Source organism: Limibacterium fermenti, from assembly GCF_041902845.1.
Classification (GTDB): domain Bacteria; phylum Bacteroidota; class Bacteroidia; order Bacteroidales; family Dysgonomonadaceae; genus Limibacterium; species Limibacterium fermenti.
Genome location: NZ_CP159486.1, coordinates 3864681 through 3891538 on the forward strand (window position 1 = coordinate 3864681; position 26858 = coordinate 3891538).

At 48.0% G+C, this 26858-nt stretch carries 22 protein-coding genes; 7 read left to right on the top strand and 15 right to left on the bottom strand.

The window, feature by feature from the left end; genetic code table 11:
- Positions 1-135: 135 nt before the first annotated feature.
- Positions 136-1500, bottom strand: coding sequence for an IS110 family transposase (locus ABNK31_RS16635; protein WP_418892890.1), 1365 nt, complete (start codon positions 1498-1500; stop codon positions 136-138).
- Between the two features lie 225 nt (positions 1501-1725).
- On the opposite strand from ABNK31_RS16635, the gene ABNK31_RS16640 reads away from it, so the two are divergent.
- The 5 genes from ABNK31_RS16640 (at position 1726) to ABNK31_RS16660 (ending at position 7066) form a co-directional block, all read left to right on the top strand.
- On the top strand, positions 1726-2040 hold the full coding sequence (locus ABNK31_RS16640) for a hypothetical protein (protein ID WP_418893546.1): 315 nt from the start codon (positions 1726-1728) through the stop codon (positions 2038-2040).
- Between the two features lie 93 nt (positions 2041-2133).
- Entirely contained in the window at positions 2134-4311 is a 2178-nt protein-coding gene (locus ABNK31_RS16645) for a TonB-dependent receptor (RefSeq protein ID WP_418893547.1), read from the top strand.
- Between the two features lie 7 nt (positions 4312-4318).
- Positions 4319-4573, top strand: coding sequence for a heavy-metal-associated domain-containing protein (locus ABNK31_RS16650; protein WP_418893548.1), 255 nt, complete (start codon positions 4319-4321; stop codon positions 4571-4573).
- A 116-nt stretch (positions 4574-4689) separates the two neighbouring features.
- Positions 4690-5709 carry an EamA family transporter gene (locus tag ABNK31_RS16655; protein ID WP_418893549.1) on the top strand — a complete coding sequence of 340 codons (1020 nt, stop codon included), beginning with the start codon at positions 4690-4692 and terminating at the stop codon, positions 5707-5709.
- Positions 5710-5719: 10 nt separating this feature from the next.
- A complete protein-coding gene (locus ABNK31_RS16660; RefSeq protein ID WP_418893550.1) occupies positions 5720-7066 on the top strand; it encodes a PepSY-like domain-containing protein in 1347 nt (448 codons plus the stop codon).
- A gap of 48 nt (positions 7067-7114) precedes the next feature.
- On the opposite strand, the gene ABNK31_RS16665 is transcribed toward ABNK31_RS16660, so the two are convergent.
- The 5 genes from ABNK31_RS16665 to polA form a co-directional block, all read right to left on the bottom strand.
- On the bottom strand, positions 7115-8614 hold the full coding sequence (locus ABNK31_RS16665) for an ATP-binding cassette domain-containing protein (RefSeq protein WP_418895436.1): 1500 nt from the start codon (positions 8612-8614) through the stop codon (positions 7115-7117).
- Between the two features lie 69 nt (positions 8615-8683).
- Entirely contained in the window at positions 8684-9463 is a 780-nt protein-coding gene (locus ABNK31_RS16670; protein WP_418893551.1) for a radical SAM protein, read from the bottom strand.
- A 16-nt stretch (positions 9464-9479) separates the two neighbouring features.
- On the bottom strand, positions 9480-9935 hold the full coding sequence (locus tag ABNK31_RS16675) for a YqaA family protein (RefSeq protein WP_418893552.1): 456 nt from the start codon (positions 9933-9935) through the stop codon (positions 9480-9482).
- Positions 9936-10039: 104 nt separating this feature from the next.
- Positions 10040-10426: a four helix bundle protein gene (locus ABNK31_RS16680; RefSeq protein WP_418893553.1), complete on the bottom strand. Its 387-nt coding sequence runs from the start codon at positions 10424-10426 to the stop codon at positions 10040-10042.
- 46 nt (positions 10427-10472) lie between these two features.
- On the bottom strand, positions 10473-13280 hold the full coding sequence (polA, locus tag ABNK31_RS16685) for a DNA polymerase I (RefSeq protein WP_418893554.1): 2808 nt from the start codon (positions 13278-13280) through the stop codon (positions 10473-10475).
- Between the two features lie 94 nt (positions 13281-13374).
- Here polA and ABNK31_RS16690 point away from each other — a divergent pair, with 94 nt between their 5' ends.
- Positions 13375-14349, top strand: a complete 975-nt coding sequence (locus tag ABNK31_RS16690; protein ID WP_418893555.1) for a polyprenyl synthetase family protein — start codon at positions 13375-13377, stop codon at positions 14347-14349.
- Positions 14350-14429: 80 nt separating this feature from the next.
- Here the strand turns inward: ABNK31_RS16690 and ABNK31_RS16695 are convergent, their stop codons facing one another.
- The 3 genes from ABNK31_RS16695 to ABNK31_RS16705 all read right to left on the bottom strand — a co-directional run bounded on the left by ABNK31_RS16695 (position 14430) and on the right by ABNK31_RS16705 (position 20102).
- Complete coding sequence (locus ABNK31_RS16695) at positions 14430-14858, bottom strand: Hsp20/alpha crystallin family protein (RefSeq protein ID WP_418893556.1); 429 nt, start codon at positions 14856-14858, stop codon at positions 14430-14432.
- 181 nt (positions 14859-15039) lie between these two features.
- A complete protein-coding gene (locus ABNK31_RS16700) occupies positions 15040-16617 on the bottom strand; it encodes a calcineurin-like phosphoesterase C-terminal domain-containing protein (RefSeq protein WP_418893557.1) in 1578 nt (525 codons plus the stop codon).
- A gap of 104 nt (positions 16618-16721) precedes the next feature.
- On the bottom strand, positions 16722-20102 hold the full coding sequence (locus tag ABNK31_RS16705) for a glycoside hydrolase family 2 TIM barrel-domain containing protein (RefSeq protein WP_418893558.1): 3381 nt from the start codon (positions 20100-20102) through the stop codon (positions 16722-16724).
- Positions 20103-20494: 392 nt separating this feature from the next.
- Here ABNK31_RS16705 and ABNK31_RS16710 point away from each other — a divergent pair, with 392 nt between their 5' ends.
- The gene (locus tag ABNK31_RS16710; RefSeq protein WP_418893559.1) at positions 20495-20827 is read left to right on the top strand and encodes a helix-turn-helix domain-containing protein; all 333 of its coding nucleotides are present in this window, start codon (positions 20495-20497) and stop codon (positions 20825-20827) included.
- 39 nt (positions 20828-20866) lie between these two features.
- Here the strand turns inward: ABNK31_RS16710 and deoC are convergent, their stop codons facing one another.
- From deoC to mnmG, 6 genes are read right to left on the bottom strand one after another with little or no spacing between them, the layout of a single operon-like run.
- On the bottom strand, positions 20867-21760 hold the full coding sequence (gene deoC, locus ABNK31_RS16715; RefSeq protein ID WP_418895437.1) for a deoxyribose-phosphate aldolase: 894 nt from the start codon (positions 21758-21760) through the stop codon (positions 20867-20869).
- A 14-nt stretch (positions 21761-21774) separates the two neighbouring features.
- On the bottom strand, positions 21775-22122 hold the full coding sequence (locus tag ABNK31_RS16720) for a nucleotide pyrophosphohydrolase (RefSeq protein WP_418893560.1): 348 nt from the start codon (positions 22120-22122) through the stop codon (positions 21775-21777).
- Between the two features lie 2 nt (positions 22123-22124).
- Entirely contained in the window at positions 22125-22577 is a 453-nt protein-coding gene (gene dtd, locus ABNK31_RS16725) for a D-aminoacyl-tRNA deacylase (protein WP_418893561.1), read from the bottom strand.
- Positions 22578-22580: 3 nt separating this feature from the next.
- Entirely contained in the window at positions 22581-24377 is a 1797-nt protein-coding gene (uvrC, locus tag ABNK31_RS16730; RefSeq protein ID WP_418893562.1) for an excinuclease ABC subunit UvrC, read from the bottom strand.
- A gap of 5 nt (positions 24378-24382) precedes the next feature.
- Positions 24383-24913 (bottom strand): adenine phosphoribosyltransferase, encoded by a 531-nt coding sequence (locus ABNK31_RS16735; RefSeq protein ID WP_418893563.1) that lies wholly within the window; start codon positions 24911-24913, stop codon positions 24383-24385.
- Between the two features lie 57 nt (positions 24914-24970).
- Positions 24971-26845: a tRNA uridine-5-carboxymethylaminomethyl(34) synthesis enzyme MnmG gene (gene mnmG / locus ABNK31_RS16740; RefSeq protein ID WP_418893564.1), complete on the bottom strand. Its 1875-nt coding sequence runs from the start codon at positions 26843-26845 to the stop codon at positions 24971-24973.
- Between the last annotated feature and the right edge of the window lie 13 nt (positions 26846-26858).

Genomic DNA, 26858 nt, shown 5'->3' on the forward strand with positions numbered 1-26858 from the left:
TCTTTCGTCGTAAAATGGATGTTCGTCTCCTCATTGAGAGGGGACGAATTTTTTTAGTTGACAGCAAACAATAAATCTATGGATAATCATCACAAGAAAAACTCAATTTTATTATCTTCTATATAACAAACCATCTCATCCGCATTCTTTGATTTGATTTTGAAGTTTTTCGAGGGTTCTTTGGGTCTTAATCAATTTTCTTCTAAGTATCTCGGTTTCGCTGGTTTGGGTAAAAGAGTCATCAAACTCGACCTTGTATTTAACCATTGTATAGAGTATTCTTCCCAATTTGTTCGCAGTAGCGATAATAGCCGGCAAGTAACCGCTTTTTGCCTGTATACGCCGGAAGTAATATCCTAAGGGCGTTTTACTTGTTTTCAGGGAGTTTGCCGAAGAACGCAGGATTTGTCCAACAGGATTCTTGCGCTTTGGAATTTTGCTGGACTGGAGTTTTCCTCCCGATATTTTGTTGTTGGGTGTGAGGTTACACCAACAACAAAACTGTTTGTATGAGTCAAACTTATCGGTAAAATCGTGTCCCAGCTCACCGGCCAACCGCAACAGGGCCGCTTCACTGACACCCGGTATGCGCATCGCGTTGACACCCCATAATCGGATCGCGTGCTTTTCGATATCTATCGTGACGGCATTCTTTTGAGCTTTTGCTTTTTTCGCCCTTTGCTCCGGCTTGGAAGTTTCTTCGGGCTTAACGTCTTTGAGATACTCCTGCAGGATGCCCTCTATCTGCTTGTCACAATCCTTCATCAGGTTTTGGTAATATACATACAGTTCATAGCTTTGTTTGAGCATGAACAGCAGGTCTTCGTCCCAATTGGCCTGCAGGGATTTGGCGATGGTTTCTTTGGGAGATTTGCATCGGGGATCGGCCAAAGCCGATAGTTTTCGGGCATCGCGTTCCCCGGCCAGAATGGCGCGAATAATCTCCTGTCCCGATTTTCCCAAAATATCGCTGATGACATTGCCCAATTTGATGTTCATCAATTCCATGGCCTTTTGCATGTGGAGCACTTCCCGCGAAGAAGCTTTCAACAACCCGTCACGGTGGCGCGATACATTGCGGATGCGCCGGGCATGGTTCTGGGGTTGGAAACTGGCTCTCAGAAGCCCGTAACTATGCAAGACCATGATGGTTTCGGCATCTACCCGGTCGGTCTTCTTTTCACTGATATTTTTGATGGCCTTGGCGTTGACCAGCAACACGTCAAATCCCTCCGATTCCAGTATCATGTAGAGTTGGACCCAATACACCCCCGTGGATTCCATGGCGACGGTTTCAATGCCACAGGCTTTAAGCCAATCCGATATAAGGTGTAAATCTTGCGTAAACGTGCCGAAGCGGCGGTTGTTTTCCCCATCCCGGTCTTCCGGGACACATACTTGCATTTCGGTGGAAGAAACATCGATACCCGCCGAATTGGGATTCACGATTTCCAATTTCAATCCCTTGTTTGTCTTGATTTTTTTCGCTTTCTTTGCCATAGTTTTAACTTGTGAATAAATAAAAGCCTCATCAAGCCCGGATGCTTTAAACAATGATAATCTTCTATAAGGTCTCATAGGAACCAAGTATTTCATTACGAGCAAACCGGAACCGTACTTTGCATTGGAGTCGTATCCAAGATAACTTGTGGTTTACTTGCTTGATGGGGCTTCGCAAGTTATTAATTATTTCTCATTTTCAGAGAAAATCCTAACTTTGCAGGCATGAAGCATGTCTCGTTTATATTCGCGGTGTATATATTGCTGATGACGGCAGTACCGCTTTTTATTAAGGATGATTGCATGCTTCATGCGCAAGATACCACCGCCTGCGAGTCGGCCGGGCATTTCGAAGAAAGCGGTTGTACGTGTTGTTCCCCTTTTATGAAATGTGCCACCTGCCATGGTTTTATCGTACCGGCGATGACCGACTGTCCCGGATTTACCGAAGTGTGCCGGGGCGAATTGGTGGTCGTCTATTCTCATGAAGCCCTTCCCGGTTTCTATTCGCCAATATGGGAACCGCCCCAAGTCTGTTGATGTGTTCGCGCGGACACATGCCCCGCGAAAAAATGAGTGCGGCATCTTGTCCGCAAATTTTCTTTATTTTAAACATTAACAGACATTCAGACAATGAAAATAAAATTTTTTCTGCTGCTGATAGCAGTTTCGTGCGCGTATTCCCTTCTCGCGCAAAATACGTATACCGCCTTTATCCAAGACGGCAAAACCCGTGAACCGCTCACCGGGGCGACGGTTCTTTTATCGGGTACTTCCCTCGGGGCAATGGCCGATGACAGCGGCCGCGTCACATTAGCTGAGATTCCCGACGGCACACAGACCCTCATTTTCCGCATGATTGGCTTTAAAGAGCAACGGCAAGTCGTGGTATTTCCGCGGCAGGATTCCACGGTTTCTGAAATCTTGCTCGAAGAAGATTCCGAAGAACTCGAAGAGGTCATGGTTTCATCGACAAGAAGTACCCGTACGATAGAAAATGTTCCCACCCGCATCGAATTTATCGGAAGCGAGGAGTTGGACGAAAAGGGGAATATGAAGCCCGGGGATATCCGTATGCTGCTCAATGAAAGTACGGGTATCCATGTGCAGACCACGTCCGCCACAAGCGGCAATGCCGGCATCCGCATTCAAGGACTCGACGGGCGTTATACGCAGATACTGAAAGACGGTTTTCCCGTTTATTCGGGAGCCGCCGCCGGATTAGGATTGTTGCAGATCCCGCCGCTCGACCTCAAGCAAGTAGAAGTCATTAAAGGTTCTACGTCGACGCTCTACGGCGGAGGAGCCATTGCGGGATTGGTGAATCTCGTATCGAAAACGCCTGCCGATGAGCGTGACCTGCGCTTCCATGTGAACGCCACCTCCGGCCGCGGATTGGACGTGAACGGCTTTTATGGCCAACGTTTCGAGAAATGGGGTGCGACCGTATTCGCTTCGCACAACCGCAACGAAGCCTATGACCCTTCCGACGCGGGCTTTTCGGCCATCCCCCGATTTAAGCGCTTCGTTTTCAATCCGAAACTTTATCTTTATTTCAATTCGAAAGCCTCCCTTAGCGCCGGGGTGAATGCCACCGTCGAAGACCGTAAAGGGGGCGATATGCTTTACCTGAAAGGGCGGGGAGACGATACGCACCGTTATTTCGAAGAAAATCGCACACGGCGTTATTCCACGCAGTTCACGTTCGATTATGCGATAGACGCCGGCAGCGCCTTTCAGGTGAAAAACAGCCTCAGCTATTTCAACCGCTCGACGGCCGTTCCCGGTTACCGCTTCGAAGGCACGCAGCGTTCATCGTTCACCGAAGCCTCCTATACCCGTCGCTTTGAAAAGACGGAATGGATAGCGGGGCTGAATGGGTGGACGGATGATTTCAAGGAAAAACGCCTGTCCGATTTTCCGCTCCGTTCGTATCGGCAGATTACGTTCGGCGTCTTTTTGCAGAACGATTGGGATGTCTCCGAACGCGTTCAGCTCGAAACGGGCTTGAGAAGCGATTATACGGACGGGTACGGGATGGTTGTCCTGCCTCGCGTATCGGCTTTATTCCGGATTGCGAAAGGATGGACTTCCCGCATCGGCGGCGGATTCGGATATAAAACGCCCTCCCTCTTCACCGAAGAAAGCGAACAAATCCAATACCGCAACGTACGGCCTATCGACAAGGCCTCGGCGAAACTCGAAAAAAGTTACGGCGGGAATGCCGATGTCAATTACCGTACCGCGCTCGGAGAGGATGCTACATTCAGCATCAATCAGTTGTTTTTCTATACGCGGTTAGACCATCCGCTCCTTCTTCAAAGCCTGCCGGACGGAAAAGAGTACGAATTGCTTCCTTCTGCAGGTGCCATTCACACGAAAGGAACCGAAACAAATGTGAAAATCGTGTATCACGACGTTCATTTATTCCTCGGCTATACGTTTACCGATACCCGCCTGCACGAAAACGGCGCGAAGGCCGAAAGGGCGCTGATTCCGAAGCACCGGCTCAACTCGGTGTTGATGTATGAAGTGGGAGATGCGTGGAAACTCGGGTTGGAAGCGTTTTATTACAGCCGGCAGAAGTTGAGCGACGGTGTCAGGGGCAAAGACTATGTATTGTGCGGGTTTATGGCGGAGAAAATGTGGCGGAATTTCGCGATTTATATTAATTTTGAGAATATGTTCGATGCGCGTCAAACCCGCTTCGACACGATTTATACCGGTACGGTGTCGAATCCCGTTTTCAGGGATATCTATGCGCCGCTGGACGGTTTTTTAATTAACGGGGGAATCAAAATCAATTTATAACAAGACGATGCAAAAGAGTATTTATCATATTGAGAAGATGGATTGTCCGTCGGAGGAACAATTAATCCGCATGAAGTTGGAGCCGATGGAGGGCATACAGTCGTTGGTGTTCGACCTTCCCGGACGCACGCTGGAAGTGTACCACACCGCCGATGCGGACGCTATTTTATCGGCCCTCGAAACCCTGCAACTGCAAAGTACTCGGGTCGGTGGTTTTCATCATCGTCGCGAGCGGGGCGTACCGCATATTGCAGTTGGCTAAGTAGCGGGCAGGAGCCTTTAACGGGCGGCTTATTGTGTGAGCGGGATCATGATTTATTCTTGCCGGCTATGGCAATTTGCCGTATCTTTGCCCGGTTTTGCAAAAAAAAGAGGATTATGAATGACAAATTGAAAGGTGGGTTGGTGGTTTTTCTCGGGGCATGCAGCTTCGGAGTGTTGTCGACGATTGTCAAGAATGCCTACGGGGCGGGATATGACTTGGGCGAAGTCACCGGCTCGCAAGCCTTCTTCGGAATGGTTATATTATGGGCCGGCTATTGGATGCAACGTCTGGTAACGCGCGGCCGGAACAAGGCGTCCGGAGCCTCTGCCGTTTCCGGGGCGAAACCGACCGTTTGGTGGAAAGTGTGCCTTCCCGGCATCTTTACCGGACTTGTCAGTGTGTTTTATTACAAATGCGTGCAACTTATTCCCGCCTCCATCGCCATCATTTTATTGATGCAGAACCTGTGGATAAGCATTATCCTCGACTATCTTTTCTTTCGGAAGCGGCCGGCACGGTTGCAAATCATCGCCGCGGTCATTGTGCTGGGCGGCACCTTATTCGCCGGCGGATTGTTCAACAATGAGGCGGCTGACGTCAGCGTCGAAGGCATTGCCTACGGACTATTGTCGGGGTTCTGCTATGCTCTGTTCATCCTTACCAGCGGGCGGGTGGGGAATGATTTGCCCGTTTTCAAGAAAAGCGCCCTGATGATTACCGGGGCTTGTGTGATGATCTTCCTTATTTTCCGCCCCACCTTCTTTTTCGATGGGACGATGATCGGCGGATTATATAAATGGGGGTTGCCCTTAGCCTTGTTGGGGACGGTCATCCCCCCGCTGTTCTTTTCTTACGGGATGCCCAAGACCGGCGTATCGTTAGGCGCGATACTGAGTGCGGCGGAGCTGCCGGTGGCCGTGTTGTCGTCGTTTTTTATCCTGCAGGAGCATGTGGAATGGTTGCAATGGGTGGGCGTCGCCCTTATCTTGGGAGCGATTTCGATGACCAACATCCGTTTTAGAAAGAGACGCAAAAATCATTCTCCGGCAAGTAGTGGCGGCTACCGAGACTTTGTCTTTTCATCGTTAAAACCCGATTGGGTCACATTGAATAAAATAATGTTGTTTGCTTAACACTTTTGATATGAGAAAATTATCGTTAATACTATTGTTGTCCGTAGGAATGGCTACTTTCAACGGTTGTGATGAGAAAGAGCGGCTTCCGGAGTTCACTTTTTTCGATTTGCCGGCTGCTTCGCAAACGTTTTTAACCGAATACTTCCCGGACAATGAAATCGTCTCCATCGGCATTGATAAACGACAAGGCACACGAGGCACCCGGTCGGAAAACAAGGACGTAAATGCCAATGGACATCCTTTCTTTTATGTCCTCTTGCAAGGGGATATCCACGTCGTTTTCGCCGCTCAGGGTGGCGATTGGATCTCGGTGGAAGCCGCAGACGGAATGCCGTTGTCCGCCACGAATATACTCAATGGCTATGTGTATGGGAAATTGAAAGAAAAAGAACCGCAGGCTGCTATCACGGCGTTTTATTCTTTGAACGGGCCCGGTATCGGAATCACGCTCGACAACGGCCGCAACTATGCTCAAACGCACTTGTTGGCTTATGGCGGCGTCACATTGGGCGAAGCTGATATAAAGGATGAAGATTTCAAGAGCAAATACAATGAGTTTCTGAAACGAAATAAGCTTGAGGCGGCGGCTGCTAACGGGCATTTGTTCAAAATAACGGAAGACGAAGGTACGGCCTACCGCTTGTTTATAGGTAACGCGCTTGTTGTCAGCTTTGATGAAAAAGGAGAGTGGATACATGGCGAAGCATTTGACTGGAGCGATAATACGGCCGGCGGGGAAAGGTTCCTGACCGGCATCGGGGAAAACGAACTCCCCGAAAGTATCGGCGAGGCCATTAGGGGAGTAGGGAATTTAGGCAAGATACGGATTATTGCCTCGTATGGAAACGGAAATTACGGCTTCCGCTTCGAAAAAAGAGACTTATTGGTAAACAAAGACAAAGGAATCCTGCCCCCACCCTCTGAAATCGTTGATAAGCTCATCGCCGATTATTACGATACTTCCTATAAATCGTATTATCCGCAGGGAATAACGTTGGTAGGAGCGTATGAGTACCGGTATTCCTTTCTCTATGAAAATAAAAATACCCGGATCCTTATCGATACGGATCCAAACGGTGCTTGGAGCTCTATCAAGGCTGTGTATATTGAAAAAGATTACTCGGTTGATCTGAGTCTTCCTTCAAAAATGGTTGAAGGGTTACTGCCGGAGAAAATTCTCGATTACTTGGATACGTATTATAAGGGATCGAAAGTATATAGTTTGATTCGTCACGCTCAGGTGAGGGGATATTCTCTGAATATTGACGAGCGGCACATGCTTTATTTCGATGAAGACGGCGCGTTCTTAAGAATGGTACAATTCGGCAAGGTGCCTTCGGATGGGCAAGGATGACTTTCCATACTCCGGCTGGAACAAGTCTACGGGTGGCAATTGATACGGTCAAAGCGCCTCGAGCCGCATGAAATGCGTCACGCAGCGGGGTATTTCTTCCCGTATATGCGTCACATAAATCAACGCTTTGTCCTTTTGGTGGGCAAACGACTCGATGATCGCCGTGCATTGCCGTTTGTTGTGCTCGTCCAGCCCGTGGAACGGTTCGTCCAATATCAACAATAACGGATTTTTGACGATCGCCCTCGCGAAAAGTACCAGGCGTTGCTCCCCCGAGGAAATTTTCAGGAACGGGCGGTTTTTCAGGTGCCCGATCCGCAACAAATCCAATATCTTATCGGCCAATTGAGATTGTTCCCCGGTACATTGGCGGAACAATCCGATGCTATCGAAGAATCCTGAAGAAACCACGGCGTGGCAGGGGATATTTTTACGGTAATAAAAATGCATCTCCCAGGAAGTGAAGCCCACCTGCCTTTTGATATCCCAGATGCTTTCGCCCGTCCCGCGCTTCCGCCCGAAAAGACGAATGTCTTTGGCATAAGCCTGCGGATTATCGGCGAAGATATAACTCAGCAGTGTCGACTTGCCCGAACCGTTCGGCCCTAATAGCGCCCATTTCTCCCCTTTTTTGATCTGCCAGTGGAGATTCTTTTGGATGATCCGCTTGTCGTAAACGATATCCACCTTCGACAGCGATACGAGTTCGGCGCCTTTTGGTGGGATGGTTCTCTGATCGAAATGGTTCCAATGGATATCCGGAAGCATGTTTTTATCCGCCGCATTTTCCGGGGCTAAACCGTCTAATGTACCGGCATATCGTATCCGGCACCGGTTCATTTCCACGATATGTGTTATACAGCGGGGCAGATCGGCCGGCGAGGGCGCCAGAAACAGTAGCCGGGTAGGGTAGTGTCTGAGAAGGAATGCGAACAGATTGTTCAACTCCTCCCGGCTGGCCTCGTCCAGTCCGATAAAAGGATTGTCGAAGATCAGCATCGCGGGCTGTCCGGCAAAGGAACGGGCGACCAGGAATTTGCGCAATTCTCCGCTCGACAAATGCGAGAGCTTGCGATCGAACAGCTCCGGAATATCGAATATATCGAATATAAGACGCATTTCTTCGTTCAACCCTTCCGGCGGCAACAGGTCGCGGACCTCCGGCATCTCTTCGTTTTCGGATTGATGGAAGCGCTGCTGGTAAAACGCATGGCGGAAGTCGCCTAATGTGTAAGCCGCCTTAAAATCGACCTTACGGACATGCTTTCCCTGCCAAACGGCATAGGATGATTGATGCGCTTTGTTCAAAAAATGATAGCGAACGATTCCCGACTTAACGGCAATCTTTCCGCAGAGCAGGTCGCCCAATAATGATTTTCCGCTACCGTTTCCGCCCGTTACGCCCCAAACCTCGTCGTTCCCGATTGTCCATGTTATCGGCGATTGAAAGGGCGATTCGGGCATCAGCGGCACCGCTTCATGTAATGTCATAAACGCCGATCTCTCCATATCCTGATTCAACAGTTTAATAATTCCATCGCCACACATTTCCACATTTCCACATTTGCTAATCTGCTAATTTGCTAATTTGCTAATTTGTCAATTTGCCAATTATCGTCATCCCGCGACCACCGTTTTAATCCCCATCGCTTCGACAAGGGAGGCAATTTCGCGTAACACCTCCAACGGCGCTTTTTCGAGCTGTTTGGCGGGCGTTTCCCGGTCGATGGTGTAGATCATCACTTCGCGAGGCTTCATCTCTCTGACGAGCCCTAACCATGCCGAGACTTCCTCACGGGTGGTGTTATCGATCTTGCGTCCTTCGAATTCGCCCCTGAGGAACATCGTTTGAAGGATAAACGCGCCGTTGAAGCGCTTGTACAGTTCTACTTGCCGGGCTACCGAATACTGCCGGGAGACAGGTCGGTTGATGAGGCGCACCGTTTCGTCGAAAGCCGAATCGAGTTTCAATATGGGGTTGTCGACTTTTTTCAACGCTTCGAAGACGGCGGGTTTGCTCACGTGAAAGCCGTCCGTCAGTACGCTGATACGGGTTTGCGGGAAATACAAGTTTCGCAGAGTAATGGTGTCGTCGATGATGCCGGCAAAATGCGGGTGCATGGTCGGTTCCCCGTTTCCGGCGAACGTAATGACATCGAGATTCACTCCTTCCCGATGCAACGACTGCAACTTATCTTCCATCGCCGCCCGGACGTTTTCCCGGTCAGGCAGTTTCTCTTGAGTGCGGAAATCTTTATTGAATCCGCATTCGCAATAAATGCAATCGAATGAACAGAATTTGCCGTTGTAAGGCAATAGGTTTACACCTAAAGAGCTACCCATCCGCCGGCTGTGGATGGGGCCATATACGATTTCGTGAAATAATATTGTCGACATACCTTTTTTATAGAATCTAAAACCACATCTTTATAACTTGTTCTACTCCTAAACCGAGTACTACATACCGTAAAAATTTCCCTGCCAGCATCGAAGAAACAACTACCCACGGGTTCGCGCGCATGAATCCCAATGCAATGATGATGGCTTCCCCTACGATAGGGAGGAAGCCGAAAAACCCCATCAGGGCGCCCTTGCCTTTTAATCGATGTTGCATCTTTTCGATTTGTTCTTCGCGCACTCCGAAGTATTTTCGCATCCACTCCGTCTTGCCGAGCGACCCGATCCAGTAACTTGTCGCGCCTCCCAACGTGTTACCGATTGTGGCAAAGGCAATACACATCCACGTATCCAATCCCGCGGAAAGGAGGCCGGTGAACACCACTTCCGAACTGAGCGGCACGACGGTCGCTGCCAGAAACGACGCCAAAAACAATCCCCAATATCCGTATTCCGCTAAAAAGTCAAGCATTCTTTAAGTTTTTGGACAGAGAGACAAGGCGACAGAGAGACCGGGGGACAGGGAGACGGGGAGACGGGGAGACAGGGAAAACATCATCATTTGTGCCATGTAAATCATTTGTTGCTGTCCATTGTCCATTTATCGGAGTTTGTGATCATGTTCACGATCATTCCGATTATGTTGTCATACCGGCCGGTTAATTGCAAGAATGCATCTTCATTGATGTAATGACAAGCTTTTGCATATTCCAGCCATACTTGAGTTTCTGCCGCCTCGCCTTCCGAATCCGACAATTTTGCTATGAATGACTTTTGATATCGCCTTTTTCGCCATGCTTCGGCGATATTTCCCGATACCGATCGTGAGGAACGCCTGATTTGGTCCGTTAATGAATACATCTCTTCTTTAGGAAAGGATTGGGTAATGAAAAAGATTTTCATCCCCGCTTCAAAAGAAGATTGATAAACCCTCAATTCCGTATGTCTATGTATTTTTTCCATCTCTCCTTGTCTCTCCGTCCCTTTTTCTCAACAGTCTCCTTGTCAACTAATGCGCTTCCAGCCAGTTCTTCCCGGCGCCGCAATCGGTTTTCAGGGGAACGATGAGCTTATAGGCATTCTCCATTTCTTCGACAATCAGCTTCATGACACTTTCCACCTCGTCGTTCGGGACGTTAAAGTTCAATTCGTCATGCACCTGTAAGATCATCTTGGTTTTCCGGTTCTCTTTCGATAACCGGTCGAAAATACGGATCATCGCCATTTTGATGATGTCGGCTGCGCTGCCCTGTATGGGAGCATTGATGGCATTGCGTTCGGCATACCCGCGGACGGTACCGTTCTTGGAATTGATATCGGGTAAGAAACGCTTACGTCCGAAGATTGTTTCCACATACCCTTGCTCCCGAGCTTTTTCGATGCTCGTCTCCATGTAGCGCTTCACATCGTGGAACGTCGTGAAGTATTCATCGATAATCGTTTTCGCTTCCCCTCTGGAGATGCCCAACCGTTCCGATAAGCCGAAGGGCGTAATACCGTAAATAATGCCGAAATTGGCCGTTTTAGCCGTGCGGCGCATATCTCCGGTAACCTCTTCAATCGGGATTTTGTATATTTTCGCCGCCGTGGCCGCATGAATATCCTGTCCGTGATTGAACGCTTCCACCATGTTTTTATCTTCACTCAGGTGCGCCATGATGCGCAGTTCGATTTGCGAATAATCGGCCGAAACGAATGTGCACCCTTCGTCGGGGACGAAAACCTTGCGCATTTTCCGGCCGCGGTCGTCTCGGATGGGGATGTTCTGGAGATTCGGATTGGTACTGCTCAGCCGCCCGGTAGCGGTAACCGTTTGGTTGAACGACGTGTGTATTTTGCCTGTTTGCGGATTGATCAGCGTGGGAAAAGAATCGACATAGGTGCTGAGGAGCTTTTTCAATCCCCGCTGTTCCAGAATCCTTTCGATGATCGGATGTTTATTGCGCAGTTTTTCGAGTTCGTCTTCACTGGTTTTGTACTGCCCCGTCTTTGTCTTTTTGGGGCGATCGATAATTTTCATCTTATCAAACAGAATTTCGCCTATCTGCTTCGGCGAGTTTACATTGAATGCCTCGCCCGCCAGTTCGATGATCTGCTTTTCCACCTCGTGCAACTCTTTCGTCATGTCTTCCGATAGTTCCGCCAACGCGTTCAGGTCGAGCCGCACGCCGGTCCATTCCATGTCGGCCAGCACGTAAACCAGCGGCGCTTCGATGTCGTAGAGGAGTTGTTCGAGACCGTTGTTGTGAATTTCTTTTGCAAGAATGTTTTTCAATTTCAGCGTAACATCCGCATCTTCGGCGGCGTAGTCCAGAACGGTCGCCGGATCGACCTCGCGCATGCTTTTTTGATTCTTTCCTCTTGGTCCGATCAATTCTTCAATATGAATGGTGCGGTAACGTAAATAGGTTTCCGCCATATAATCCATCCCGTGCCGTATTTCGGGATTGATCAGGTAGTGCGCGATCATCGTGTCGAACAGCTTCCCTTTTACCACCACATCATACTTGCGCAGCGCAAGGATGTCGTACTTGAGATTCTGCCCTATTTTTTCAATCTTTTCATGCTCGAAAAACGGTTTGAATAGCTGTACTTGCCGTTTAGCCGTCTCTCTGTCGGGTGATACCGGTACATAAAAAGCCTCGCCCTCTTTGACGGCGAAAGACATTCCTACCAGTTCGCTCGTTAAGGCATCCATGCCCGTGGTTTCCGTATCGAAACAGACGTATGACTCCGTGCAAAGGCGGTTATTGAGTTCCGTCATTTCTTTTTCGTCGGCGATCAACGTATAGGTATGGGGCGTGGTAAGAATCGTGGCTAAATCGTCCGGTGAATAAAGAATGTGAGGAGCGGTTGCTTGCGGCGTTTCGGCTTGCGGCGTTTCTTCCATCTCGGCAAAAAGATTGCCCTGTATCGGTTGCGAAGAAGCAGGCGCGGGAGGTGTCTGTTTCAATACCCGGGCGATGAGCGTGCGAAATTCCAGTTCGTCGAAGATCTCTTTGATCGCGTTTTCATTGATGTCTTTGCGAGCCAACTCATCGTCATTGATTTCTATCGGCACGTCCGTTTTGATCGTTGCCAGGAATTTGGAAAACAGAATCTGTTCCCGGTTTTCCCGAACCTTTGTTTGCAAAGCGCCCTTCAATTGATCGCTATTGTCCAATAAATTCTCGACCGAATCGAATTCCGCCAACAGTTTTTGAGCGGTTTTCGGCCCCACGCCCGGACAGCCGGGGATGTTATCCGAAGCATCGCCCATAAGAGCCAGCAAGTCGATCATCTGGCAGGGATGGGCAAGCTGGTATTTTTCCATCACCTTCTTATCGTCCAGAATATCGAAGTCATTGCTGCCGTAGCGGGGCTTGTAAATGAAGATATGTTCTTCCGTCAATTGTCCGTAATCCTTATCGGGCGTCATCATATAGACGTCGAACTTATCTTTATCGACGCGTTTGGCTAAGGTACCGATCACATCGTCGGCCTCATAACCGTCCACTTCGATAATGGGAATATTATACGCGTGAATGATCTGTTTGATAAAAGGGATGGACAATTTAATGTCTTCGGGCGTCGCTTCACGCTGGGCTTTATACGTTTCGGCTTGCAAATGGCGGAACGTCGGCCCCGGAGGGTCGAAGGCCACACCGATGTGTGAGGGGTTTTCTTTACGAAGCACCTCTTCGAGGGTGTTTACGAAGCCGAATATCGCCGATGTATTTTGTCCTTTCGAGTTCACCCGGGGATTCCGGATAAAAGCATAATACGATCGGTATATCAGGGCGTAAGCATCGAGAAGGAACAGTTTGTTTCTTTCCATAGATTCTAAAATAGTATTTATAAAGCGTAAAGTTACAAATAAATATTGCTATGAATGAAATTGTTCCTAAATTTGTATGCGTAATCAAGGAGCAATGGATCAAAATCAGTTTATAAAAGATTCCCTTCGCGAAGAACTCATTCAGTTTGAAAATTATTTACGTAAATCCGTCCAAAACGATAATCCCCGTATCACCGATATTGTTGGATATATCTTTGACACGAATGGAAAACGGATTCGTCCCATACTGGTTTTTCTTTCGGCAAAAGCGTGCGGACAAATTACCTCTGAAACGTATCACGGTGCGGTTACGGTGGAACTTCTGCACACGGCATCATTGGTGCACGACGATGTCGTCGATGAGTCGGAGATCAGAAGAAACCGGCCTTCTACCAATGCGGTATATGGCAATTCCCGGGCGGTGTTGGTAGGTGATTATCTTTTATCGCTGGCTTTAAAGGAAAGTGTCAAGACCAACGATATGGATATTGTCACTATTATTGCCGATCTCGGACTGAATCTGGCGGAAGGCGAACTCAATCAATATTCGCTGGCGAATGAAGTCGTTATCGATGAAGAAGAGTACTTTAAAGTCATCGAAAAGAAAACGGCGTCGTTAATGGAAGCCTGTACGGTGATCGGGGCGAAAACCGCGGGTGCCGAGGGCGATGCTGTAAAGGAGTTTGCCGAACTCGGCCGTATCCTTGGTGTGGCATTTCAAATTAGGGACGATACCTTTGATTACTATCATGCCGATGTGGGAAAACCGACCGGTAATGATATCCGTGAGGGAAAAGTCACCCTGCCGCTTATTTATTCGCTGAGGAACGCCCCTGAAAATCTGGCGCAAGAGATGCTCCAGATTATTAAATCGAAAGATTATACCGAGGAAAATATCGAAACGCTGCTCGAGTTTTCCAAGCGTAACGGCGGCATCAAATATGCGTATGAAAAAATGAATGAATTGCTGTTACAGGCTGAAAACATCGTGGATAATCTTTCTTGTGACGATGAAATAAAGAGGTTGCTCGAGTATTTCTTATCCTACTTAAAGGATAGGGTGTTTTAAGAAGACAAAAAAGACATAAAAAAGAGCCGGATGCTTTGTAGCGCCCGGCTCTTAAATTTTGAATCTTAAATCTTAAATGCTTATTGGATGGCTATTTGTTTTACTTTCGAAGCCTTTTCCTCTTCTTTCGATTTCGGAATTTCGATTTTCAGGACGCCGTCTTCCACTTTCGCCGCGATATGATCTTTCTCGATGTTGTCCGGCAAAAGCATCCGTCTTTGGAATTGCGAATAAGAGAATTCACGCCTCAAATAAACACCGTCTTTGTCCTTCTCTTCGTTTTCCGTTTTCTTTTCTACCGAGATTAACAGATTGTTATCTTCATCGATGGTGACATTGCAATCTTGTTTGGTCATCCCGGGAACCGCGACTTCAACCGAGAAGCCTTTGTCGCTTTCCTGTATATTGATAGCAGGAGACGAGAGACTTCTGCTTTCCATCCACTCGTTACCGAAGAAGTCGTTGAAAATACTCGGTAACCAACTGTTTGTTCTTCTAATCAGTGCCATAATTTGTTCTCCTTTTTTTAGTTGTTGTTTTCTTTCGGCCTTTTGACCGATACATCTTTAAAAAAGCAAATTATATGCCAGTACAGTTACCGGGATGTATACGCTTGAAAAATGACAAAAAGGCGCAATATTATCCTATGAAAGACTTTTATCAGGATTTAAACTGACAAAATGTCTCCTTTTATTCTTTTTCTGCGACTATTTCATACTTCCTTTGCCCTCGATGCGTTTTGCCGAAGCGATCGGTTGCGCGCACTTCGATGGTATGTTCGCCCGGAGACAGTTTCAAATCGAGTCTTCCCGTCCATAAATGCGTACTGTTTACAGCGTTCGAAGGGCGGCGTCCGGGAAGTAATGTATCGGTGAGGTCCCATTCGAACAGTTTCACTTGATAAGACGGGTCGACTTTTTCCACATAGTGCATTTTCTGCCAGGCTCCTTCATCAATCCGGTATTCAACCGCATCCTCTTTGGCTCCCATGAAGAAGTTCACCACAATTTGCGAGGTCGTCCGTCCTTTATACGGCACGACTTTAGGCGCAAACACGTGCATCTGGTAATCGCTGCTTTTTCCGGCTACTTTATAATCGATATCATATCGGTTGCCTTTGATGTTCAGGAAAGCATATCCCGGAGGCGTTCCGTCGCGCATGCTGGCATCCGGCAGCCCGTTGGCATCGATCTTGCCCGAATACCAGTCGCCTGAGGTTGTTCCGGCATTGTATTCATATAAAGGCTTGCTGCCGTTCCATCCGTCTTCGACCGTGTAATAAATATGGTCTTGCAGATGCGTGTGAGCCGACATAATAAGAATTTGTTCGTAGTCTTTGAGTAAATCGAAGATCCGTTGCCTGTCTTCCGGGCGATAAGCATTTCCCGAAGCGTCTTTCAACGGAATGTGCTGAGATAAGACGATAAGCCGGTCATGAGGAACATGTTTCAGGTCATTCGCCAGAAACTGAAGTTGATCTTCGCGATAACCGCCCCAATATCCTTTGGTGTCGCGCGGATCGGGATAGAGGATATTATCGAGGATGATAAAATGGGCATTCCCGTAATTAAAAGCATAATTGGCGCTCCCGAAGTTCTTCTCGAAGGATTCGTCGGAAAGCTTATCGGACGGCGCATCGTAATTCATATCGTGGTTGCCCATTACGTTGTACCACGGAAGTTGGAGGGCGCGCATCCGTTCTTTATATACCGGATGAAGATCCAGGTTATCGCCGGCAATATCTCCTAAGCTGATACCGAACATGGTGTTGTCGGTCTTTTGCACATCCTTTACAATCTTTTCCGTAAAATAATCCATATCCTGGAGCGTATAAGGTTGCGGATCGCCGAAGATAAGCGCCGTATAGTCGGCCGGCTCTTCGTATTTGTAAAGGGCGAAGTCGATGGATTTAGGCAACTTTCCCGTCGGAGCTACGCCGCTATATTGGAAGTTGTCGGGCGCTCCGACGGGCTTGTAGTGATAATAAAACTGCGGAATAAAATCTTCATTTACGTTAAGTTTATATCCGCTTGGCTTGATGACGAACAAGGTATTGTCATTGTCTACCGGCAAGGAATAGAATCCGTTATTGTCCGTGACGACCACGTCTAGACCATTGGAAACGGGCACGCCGGCAATTCCTCTTTCTCTTCGTTCTTTTTTGCCGTTTCGGTTGGCATCGTCAAACACATATCCTTTGGCGAGTTGTTGAGAATATGCCTCGACATACAGCAGCGCTGTCAATAGAAGTATGGAAATTTTTTTCATCTTTATATAAATTAATAATGGAATAAACGATTGTTTCAGTTACAAAAATACACGTTTATTCGGTAAAAACGGTTACAAAAAAATGAAGTTTCGGCCGCTTGTTTTTAGTAATGTATAATGGATTTCCGCTCGATATCCCCCGCTTTCGATACCGGAACGAGCGTGAATCCCCACTCATAGTTCCGGTTCGCCGGAAGCGTGTGCTGCGGCAACGGACGGTCGCCCCAGCTATTGTAGCCCGCGATACCCTGCTGCTTCATATCGATGCAAACTTCCACAAAATCGCTCGGAACGATGTCGTTGATATGCGTTTGGCGGGGCATCCGGTTCTCGGGACTGTCCCAGCCTTTCCGCCGCAATTCGTTGCTCTTGTCGGCTGCTTCTTCGCGATAGAAGTTGTTCCACTGATAAGGCTTGTCTTTGTTTTCCTCCGAGTCGAAGTCTTCCACCGAATTCCGCAAGGCATTGAACCCGATTGTCGAGTCGGCCACGACCAGCAGCCCGTTCCGGCCGTTGGAAAGCGCCACCCAGCGGGTGTCGGTGCGGTGTCCGTTTTCCTGAGGCCTTGCGTACGGCACATACATCTCTTCCGCGGTCGTTTTATACCGGCCGATTTTGGAGCCTGACGCCCGGTCGCAATAGTTTTCGCCCGGACCGCGCCCGAAATATTCCACTTGATGCATCGTTACCGGAAGCCGGAATCGCACGCCGATTCGCGGCACCGTGAGAGTGGAAGAGGTTTTGCGCACAGCAGCCGTTTCGGGCGAGAAGGTAGCCAGTTGGGTGGCTTCCGAAGTACCGGCTTCGAGTTCTTCCATATCGGTGGAAAAGAACTTCCCGTCGACCTTTAGTACGCCTGACGGATCGATGGTGTAAGTCAGCCTGTAGAGGTTGCCGGCCGCCAGCAGGTAAGTGGTTTGCACCACCGCTTTGGCGCCGTCCATATGGGCTTTGGCGTCGGTTACGTGGAAGTTGTGGCTCGATTGCTTCCATATCTGTAAACGGTAAGGCATTCCGTTACCGTAATCGTTGTCGTTGGGGGCGCGCCAGAAATTGGGTTGGATACCAAAACCGTCGGCAAAGTATTCCGTACCGTTCACCTTATAAGACGTTACGACTCCGGCGGCTTTATCGAAAACAAAGGTGACATCCGACGAGGTGACGGAAACGATGCCTTGCTGCTGGGCGATGGACAATTCCGGGCCGGCGGACGCCCGGTAAGCCGGTTTGTTTTGCTCCATCGGCAACTTGAATTGCTCGATGGCCACGACATATCCGAGGGGTAGGAGAGGAGTGCCGGTTTTCAAGGCCACTTCGAAGTTGAGGAAGTATTCATAGCCCGGCTTAGGCTTCAGTCCCGTCAGGGGAAGGGTGACGACTTCCGATGCCTGCGGCTGCAACCGCACATCGATTGTATGGGTGCGGATGACCTTCCCGTTTTCGGTAATATTGTACCGGAACTGATAGTTGTCGGTATCGGTGAAGAAGAAGCGGTTTTTGATACGGATTTTCCCGCTTGCCAAATTGACCGCTTCGAAAGCGAAATCCTGATGGACGTATTTTACTTCCGTCATGGCCGGGTGCGGGTTTCTGTCGGGATCGATCACGCCGTCGCACACAAAGTTCCCGTCGCTGGGCAGGTCTTTTCCGTAATCGCCGCCATACGCCCAGTATTTATGGCCGTTTTCATCTTTTTCGAGCAAGGCATGTTCTACCCATTCCCAGATGTAGCCGCCTTGCAAATTGGGGTACTTGTAGATGGCCTGCCATTGCAGGTCGAGGTTTCCGTTGGAATTGCCCATGGCATGCGAATATTCCGACGGCACGATGGGGCGGTCGCTTCCGTTTTTACCGATCTCCTCCAGCCAGGCAGCGCTTGGGTATTGAGGCACATACAGGTCGGTGTTCCACTCCCACAAAGCGCGCTCGTAGTTGACGGGGCGTTGCATCACGTTTTTGTCTTTTTCTTTCAGCAACAGATAGGCCCGATAAAAGTTGTATCCGTTTCCCGCCTCGTTGCCCAGCGACCAAAAGGTGACGCAAGGCTGGTTTTTGTTTCGCTCGAACATGTTATTGATGCGATACAGGTGGGCATCGAGCCATTCCGGGTTATTCCCCAGCGTTCCGCCTTTGCGCAGGTCGTAATACATGCCGTGCGACTCGATATTGGCTTCGTCGTATATATAGAATCCGTATTCGTTACAGAGTTCGTAAAAGCGGCGGCTCTGCGGATAATGGCTCAGGCGAATGCTGTTGATGTTATGCTGCTTCATCAGTTCGAAGTCGCGTATCATAAGGTCTTCCGTGACGTAATGTCCTGTTTTTTGATTGACTTCGTGGATGTTCACGCCTTTCAGAATGATGGGTTGCCCGTTTACCAGCAGCAAGTTGTCGGTGCGTTCGCCGGTGGTAACGGGCTTTATTTCGATGCGGCGGAAGCCGACGGAATAAGGGATTACTTCCGTTATTTCACCGTTTTCCCGAAGGGTGAGTATCAAATGATAGAGGGAGGGCGTTTCGGCCGTCCATTTGAGCACGCCGGAAAGTTCTTTTTCGAAGAGTGTATTTTTCTCTTCTCCCGCTGCGAGCGACAAAGAACGGCTATCCGAGGCGACGGTGTTCTTCGCTGCATCCAGTAATTCGTAGGCAACTTCCACGTTGGCCGCTTGATTGGCGCGGTTTTTGACCATCGGCGTCAGTTTGAAGATACCGTTGCGGTAAGCGTCGTCCAAGTTCGAAACCACTGAAAAGTCGCGGATGGCGGTGCGCGGTTCCGACCATAGATACACATCGCGTTCAATGCCGCTGATGCGCCAGAAGTCCTGACATTCCAGATACGATCCCGTCGACCACCGGAATATTTTTATCGCCAAGGTATTTTTGCCGGGTTGCAGGTAATCGTTCAAAAGAAATTCGGCGGGATTTTTCGAATCTTCGCTATATCCGACCTCGCGGCCGTTGAGGTATACATATACGCCCGATTTGGCGCCGGCGATATGCAGATAAATGTTCCGCCCGTCCCAGTTGTCGGGCACGCTAATGTCGCGCCGGTAAACGCCTCCGGGCGTATTGTCGGGAAGGGTAGGGGGCTGCGGATCTTTCGGTTGGAACTCATAGCCGTGATTGGTGTAGATGGGCGTTCCGAAGCCTTGCACTTCCCAATTGCCCGGGACTTGAATGTCGGCCCATCCGGCCGTAGAAGTTCGGGAGTCGGTACTATTTTCCGGCAGGTTTTTATAAGATTCCGTGAAATAGAATTTCCACGTTCCATTGAGCGACTGGTAGTATTCGCTTTCTTCAAATCGTTTCGACAGGGCGTCGTTTTTATTCGCAAAGGTCATGAAAGACGTTCGAGGGTACTCTTTGTTCACCTCTAATACTTTCAGGTTCCGCCAATAAGGAATGTCCGATGGTGGTTGGGCAGCGGTTCTTTCCGCCGCGAATACGGCAAGGGCGCACAGGAGCGCAAGGATTTTTGTTTTCATTGCTGTTTGTAATTCTGGATATAATAAGAGAGTTTATCGTTATATTTTTCTTTTTTGTTGATGAACTGTCTATGCTCTATATTGTTTTTTCTGTTTTTTATATTTTGACATAAATATGTTATCTTATGCGGGATATATTTTATATTCTATAGGATATAGCGTATACCATATGTGATATTTCTTATATTAATATTTATATGTTTTTTATCGTTTTTGTAATGCTCTATAATATTCTTTATGCGCTCTATATTATTCTTTATGTGCTCTATATTATATAAACCGTACTCTATATTCTTTTTTCTTTCCTCGTTCGTAAAAACGTCTTGCGGTTGATGTTTTTCGAAAAATATGACTTACATTTGCCTATTCGATTCGTGTAAAATAAGAGTATTATGCTTGTATTCAATTTGCATCCCTTTCTTCAAATACGCGGAGTGACGAACCCCCGGCGTTTTTTAATCGATTTAGGCATTAACCATATTACGGCCGCCAAGTTGCTGAAGGGCGAAATGTCGTCGCTTCGGTTGGAGCATGTTGCTAAAATTTGTCAAGCGCTGCGCTGCACGCCCAATGATCTGTTGGAGTGGGTGCCGGACAAAAACGCGTTGCTCGATGCGGAGCATCCCTTAAACAAGCTTGCTTCGCGCAAGAATATCGGGCTATTGCTCGAAAAACTCGGCTCCATGTCGTACGAAGATCTGGTGAAGCTGTTGCAAGGGATGTAACCGCAGCGACAGTTCGCGTTTGTCTATCCAATGACGGCATTACCCGATGGCTTTGAGCAGTGTATCGGCCAACCGGCTGGCTCCGATGCGGAACAGGTCTTTGTGGCACCATTCATTGCCCAATACCTCGCGCACCAACGTGTAATACGTAACGGCATCTTCGACGGAAGCCACCCCGCCCGCAATTTTTATGCCTGCTTTGAAGCCGGTCTTTTTGAAATACGACTTGATGGCGAGGCACATCACGTATGCCGCTTCGGGAGTTGCGCCGCTATAGACTTTGCCCGTGGATGTCTTTAGAAAATCGGCTCCGGAATACAACGAAAGAATGGATGCTTTATGAATCTTTTCAGCCGATTGAAGGGCTCCGGTTTCGAGGATGATTTTGAGTTTTGCTTCGTGACAAGCCTCTTTTATTTCTATCAATTCTTCGCAGAGTTCTTCGTAGTCATCACTCAGGAATAATCCGAGGTTGATGACTATATCTATTTCGTCCGCGCCATCGGCCACAGCCAGTGCCGTTTCAACCGTTTTTATCTCGCTAAACGTTTGAGAGGAAGGGAATCCGGCACACACCGAAGCGATCTTCACATCGGCAGTCAATGCTTCTTTAACCGTTTTGACAAAGTTGGGATAGACACAAATAGCGGCGACATTTTCCACTTCGACATTCGAGCCTTCGAAGTCATTTACTTTTTGGGTGAATTTCCATACATGATCGCGCGTATCGGTCGAGTTGAGTGTGGTCATGTCGATGCAGGAATATAGTTCTCTGTAAACCTTTTGATTGTCGTTCTCGGCGCGTTTCTCGGAGAGAATGGCTCGTACCCTTTTCGAAACCTCTTCATCGCTTAACGTGAAAGGATGGTTGTTTAACGCTGTTTGATATTTACTTATTTCGTGCATAAGGCTTATATTGTTTGTTGATTGAATATATGTTTGTTGTTTTATTGATTCGTTCCGTTCGTATCGGTTAATTTGGGATTTTGCTTATGTCGTGTAGCGTCGCGCCGGGTTTTCTTTTCGAGGTTTTTCCGAAAAGCATCCTCCAAATCTATTCCTGTCTGGTTTGCCAAGCAGATAAGCACCCAAAGGACATCGGCCATTTCGTCGGGAAGATCTTTTTCCCGGTCCGATTTCTTAAACGATTGGTCGCCGTAGGTACGTGCCATAATTCGCGCCACTTCCCCCACTTCCTCGGTGAGGATGGCCATGTTGGTGAGTTCGTCGAAATAGCGTACTCCGTACGTTTTTATCCATTCATCTACTTGTTGTTGAGCTTCCTTTATCGTCATCGCTATTCTTTGTTTTTAGAGTCTATCCAGATGGTTACGGGGCCGTCGTTCACGAGTGCCACTTTCATGTCGGCGCCGAAGCGGCCGGTTTTTACTTCCCTGTGAAGAAGCCGTTCGAGCGTTTCGCAAAACCGGTTGTACATCGGTTGCGATATCTCCGGCTTCGCGGCGTGGATGTACGACGGGCGGTTACCCTTTTTCGTGGCGGCATGTAACGTGAATTGCGACACTACGAGCGCCTCTCCCCCGATGTCGAGGATCGAACGGTTCATGATTCCTTTTTCGTCGTCAAATATACGCAAATTAACCGTTTTATGAGTCAAATAGAGCAGATCTTCTTCGGTGTCGCCGTTTTCTATGCCGACAAACAGCAGAAGCCCCTGTTTGATTTCGCTGATTTTCTCTCCGGCGATGGTGACGGAAGCCTCCGATACCCGTTGAATGATTATACGCATGCTTTATGCTTTCTCTTTAAAATGATCCGATATTAATTTTGCTTTCGCCTTTCCGATCACCTCTTCGACTTCCTGTTGCTCGGCTTCTTTTATGCGCTTGATGCTTTTGAAGTGGGAGAGGAGTTTCTTTTTCGTTTCCGTACCGATTCCTTTAATGGTATCGAGTTCGGAAGTCAATTGCGATTTACTTCTTTTTTGTCGATGGAAGGTGATGCCGAAACGATGCGCTTCGTCTCGGAGATGTTGGATTAGTTTTAACGTCTCCGAATTTTTGTCGATGTACAACGGAACGGAATCTTCGGGGAAATAAATTTCCTCCAGCCGCTTCGCGATGCCGATAATGCCTACTTTTCCATAAAGGCCGATTTTCTGAAGCGATTCCACAGCAGCGTGTAATTGCCCTTTACCTCCATCAATAACAATGAGTTGTGGTATGTTTTCGCCTTCGTTAAGCAAGCGAGAATAGCGTCTTTCTACAATTTCGCGCATTGATGCGAAATCATCGGGACCCTCGACGGTTTTAATGTTAAAATGTTTATAATCTTTTTTCGACGGTTTAGCTTTTTTAAACACTACGCAGGCAGCCACCGGATTTGTCCCTTGAATGTTTGAATTGTCGAAACATTCGATATGCCAGGGAATATCTTTCAGATGCAAATCCTTTTGCACCGTTTTTAAGATGCGGGTCGTTCGTTGTTCCGGGTTGAGCATCTCCGCTTTTTTGAGCTTATCGATCTTGTATTGCTTTACATTCTTCTCCGAAAGCTCCAACAGTTTCTTTTTGTCGCCTCGTTGAGGAATGGTAAATTCGGTATCCTTTAAAAGCAGGTCGGGAAGAAATGGAACGACGATCTCCTTCGATTCGCTTTCAAACCGTTGTCGCATTTCCATAATTCCTATTCCGAGTAATTCCTCTGGCGTTTCGTCCAACTTCTTTTTTAGTTCGAACGTATAGGCTTGATTGATGGATCCGTTTACGACGTGAAGGTAATTGATGTATGCGGCATTCAGGTCTTCCTCAAACGCAAATACGTCGATGTTATAGTTGATATTGGTTGTTACAAGCGATTTTTCTTTGAAGTTGCGAATCAACAGCAACTTCTCTTTCAGTATATGGGCTTCTTCAAAACGAAGATCTTTGACACACCCGTCTATTTCATCCAAAATTTGCTTTTCGATAATCCCAATGTTGCCCTTTAGAATCTGTATGATTTCAGCGATGTTTTTATTGTAATCACTTAAAGACTGAAGTCCTTCGCACGGGCCTTCACATCTTTTTATATGGTATTCCAGGCAGACTTTGAATTTGCCGGCGGCGATATTCTCGGGTGTCAGGTTTAACCGGCAGGTACGCACCTTGTAGGTCTTGCGGAATAGTTCGAGCAAAGCCCGCACCGCCATTACAGAGGTGTAAGGACCGAAATATTTCGAGCCGTCTTTGACAATATTCCGTGTTTGAAACACCCGTGGAAAAAATTCATTTTTAACGACGATGGAAGGATATGTTTTGTCGTCTTTCAACATCACGTTGTACCTCGGTTGAAGGTCCTTGATGAGATTATTTTCCAGCAAGAAGGTATCTTCTTCGGTATCCACAACGATATATTTTATGTTGCGGATGTTTTTTACGAGTACGCGTGTTTTGGGGTTCTCTTGATATTTGTTGAAATACGACGATACTCTTCTTTTCAGATTCTTCGCTTTTCCCACATAAATCACCTTCCCGGATGCATCTAAGAATTGATAGCATCCGGGTTGCTGGGGAATCACTTTGAGTATGTTTTGTATCTCTTCCGTCATTTACGTTAAACCGAGAATTTAAGAATCGTATCCAATTCGACTTCTTTTGGGAACAGTTCGCGGGCTTTCAGGTCTTCCAGTTCGATCAGGAAGTTGATGTATATTTTTGAAACATGCAGCTTTTTTACCAGATTATATGCCGCCAGCATGGTGCCTCCGGTTGCCAGAAGATCGTCATGAATCAGCACCACGTCGTTTTCCGTAAGGGCATCTTCATGTATTTGTATGCAATCTTCGCCATATTCTTTCGTATATTTTTCCTCGATAATTTTATAGGGAAGTTTCCCCGGCTTTCTTATCGGGACAAATCCTGCTCCGAGCTTTATGGCTGTTGCCGGGCCCATGAAAAAGCCTCGCGATTCGATCCCTACTACTTTCGTAATCCCTTTATCCTTGTACCGCTCGTATAAGATATCGGAGAGCTCTTTCAAATGCTCCGCCGATTGAAAGAGGGTGGTGATATCTTTAAATTGTATTCCCTCTATAGGAAAATCAGGGATGTTTCTTACTGCTGCTGTTAATGTTTCAATACTCATTATTTCGTTGTTTTGTTCTTCTTTTTTTTGAATTGTTCCACGTGGAACAAAGAGGCGTTATCGCCCGAGTAATATTAAGAGGACGGATATATCGTTTGGCGAAACGCCGGGAATGCGGCTTGCTTGTGCGATAGTTTCCGGATTAATCCTTGTGAGCTTTTGCCGGGCTTCGGTGGATAAGGATTGTATCCCGTTGTAATCAAATTTATCCTTAATATAGATATCTTCGAGGCGGGTTATTTTGTCCGCCATGATCCGTTCCCGTTTAATATATCCGTTATATTTTATATGAATGTCGGCCGACTCGATGATTTCTTCTCGGCGATCGCCGATGGACTCTAACAACTCCTTCAGCGGGGCTACCTGCTCTTGCATGACCCGTATGTCGATATGCGGACGGCCAAGAAGGTCGATAAGTTTTACGCCTTGCTTTAAAGGGGAGCTCCCGATCGATTCGAGGAAGGAATTCATGCGATCCGCTTTAATGGGGAAATCGGAGACGAAATCGACGATCCGTTTAACTTGTTCTTCTTTCTTTTGCAGCAACGAACGCCGTTCTTCGGATGCTAATCCTATTGCGTAACCTTTTTCGGTCAGGCGTTCGTCGGCGTTATCTTGCCTTAAAAGGATTCGGTATTCCGCGCGGGACGTAAACATCCTGTACGGTTCGTCGACTCCTTTCGTAATTAAATCGTCTATCAATACGCCGATATACGCTTCGTCGCGGTGGAGCACGAAAGGAGCGCCTCCATGACAGTTGATGTGCGCGTTTATCCCTGCAATCAAACCTTGTCCTCCCGCTTCTTCATAACCGGTCGTGCCGTTAATTTGTCCCGCAAAGAACAGATTTTTTACCGGCTTGGTTTCAAGCGTCGCCCGCAACTGTGTCGGATCGAAGAAATCATATTCGATGGCGTATCCCGGCCGGAAGATGTGTACATCTCGGAAAGCCGGGATCTGTTGCAACGCATTTATTTGGGTCTGTAAGGGTAGGGAAGAGGAGAATCCGTTGAGATAATATTCTTGCGTGGTTTCTCCTTCCGGCTCAAGAAAGAGCAGGTGGCTTGTTTTTTCGGAGAATGTCACGATCTTTGTTTCGATGCTTGGACAATAGCGGGGCCCGATGCTTTTGATCTGCCCATTGTAAAGAGGCGAGTCGTGCAGGTCGGCGCGGAGCACAGCGTGTACCGCTTCGGAGGTGTACGTCATCCAACAACTGCGTTGCGTAAGCGAACGGTGGATATCCGGAAGGTAGGAGAACTTGTGAAAATCGTCTTCTCCTTTTTGTTCTTCCATTTGCGAGAAATCGACACTCCGTCCGTCAATGCGTACGGGAGTCCCCGTTTTCATACGGTCGGTACGGAATCCCAACGCCTTCAACTGTTCGGTAATACCCGAAGAAGCCGGCTCGGAAATACGCCCGCCGTTAATGCGGACTTTCCCGATATGGATCAGCCCGTTTAGAAATGTGCCGGTAGTCAGAACGACGGCCTTCGCCGAAAACTCCATCCCCATGCGTGTTTTCACTCCTGTTACGGCGCCGTTTTCAATGCGTAATTCCGTTACGGTATCCTGCCACATATATAAATTGGGGGTGTTTTCAATGAGATCGCGCCACGTTTCGATAAACTTTGCGCGATCGCTTTGCACCCTCGGGCTCCACATCGCGGGGCCTTTTGAGCGGTTTAACATGCGGAACTGAACTGCGGTTTTGTCGCTCACGATTCCCATATTCCCGCCCAAAGCATCGATTTCGCGGACGATCTGTCCTTTGGCGATACCGCCGACCGCCGGGTTGCAGCTCATCTGCGCAATTTTGTTCATATCCATTGTGATGAGCAACGTGCGCGAGCCCAACTTGGCCGTGGCCGTAGCTGCCTCGCAGCCGGCGTGTCCGGCGCCGACAACAATTATATCATAAGAAGAATTCATCTGTTATTTATAA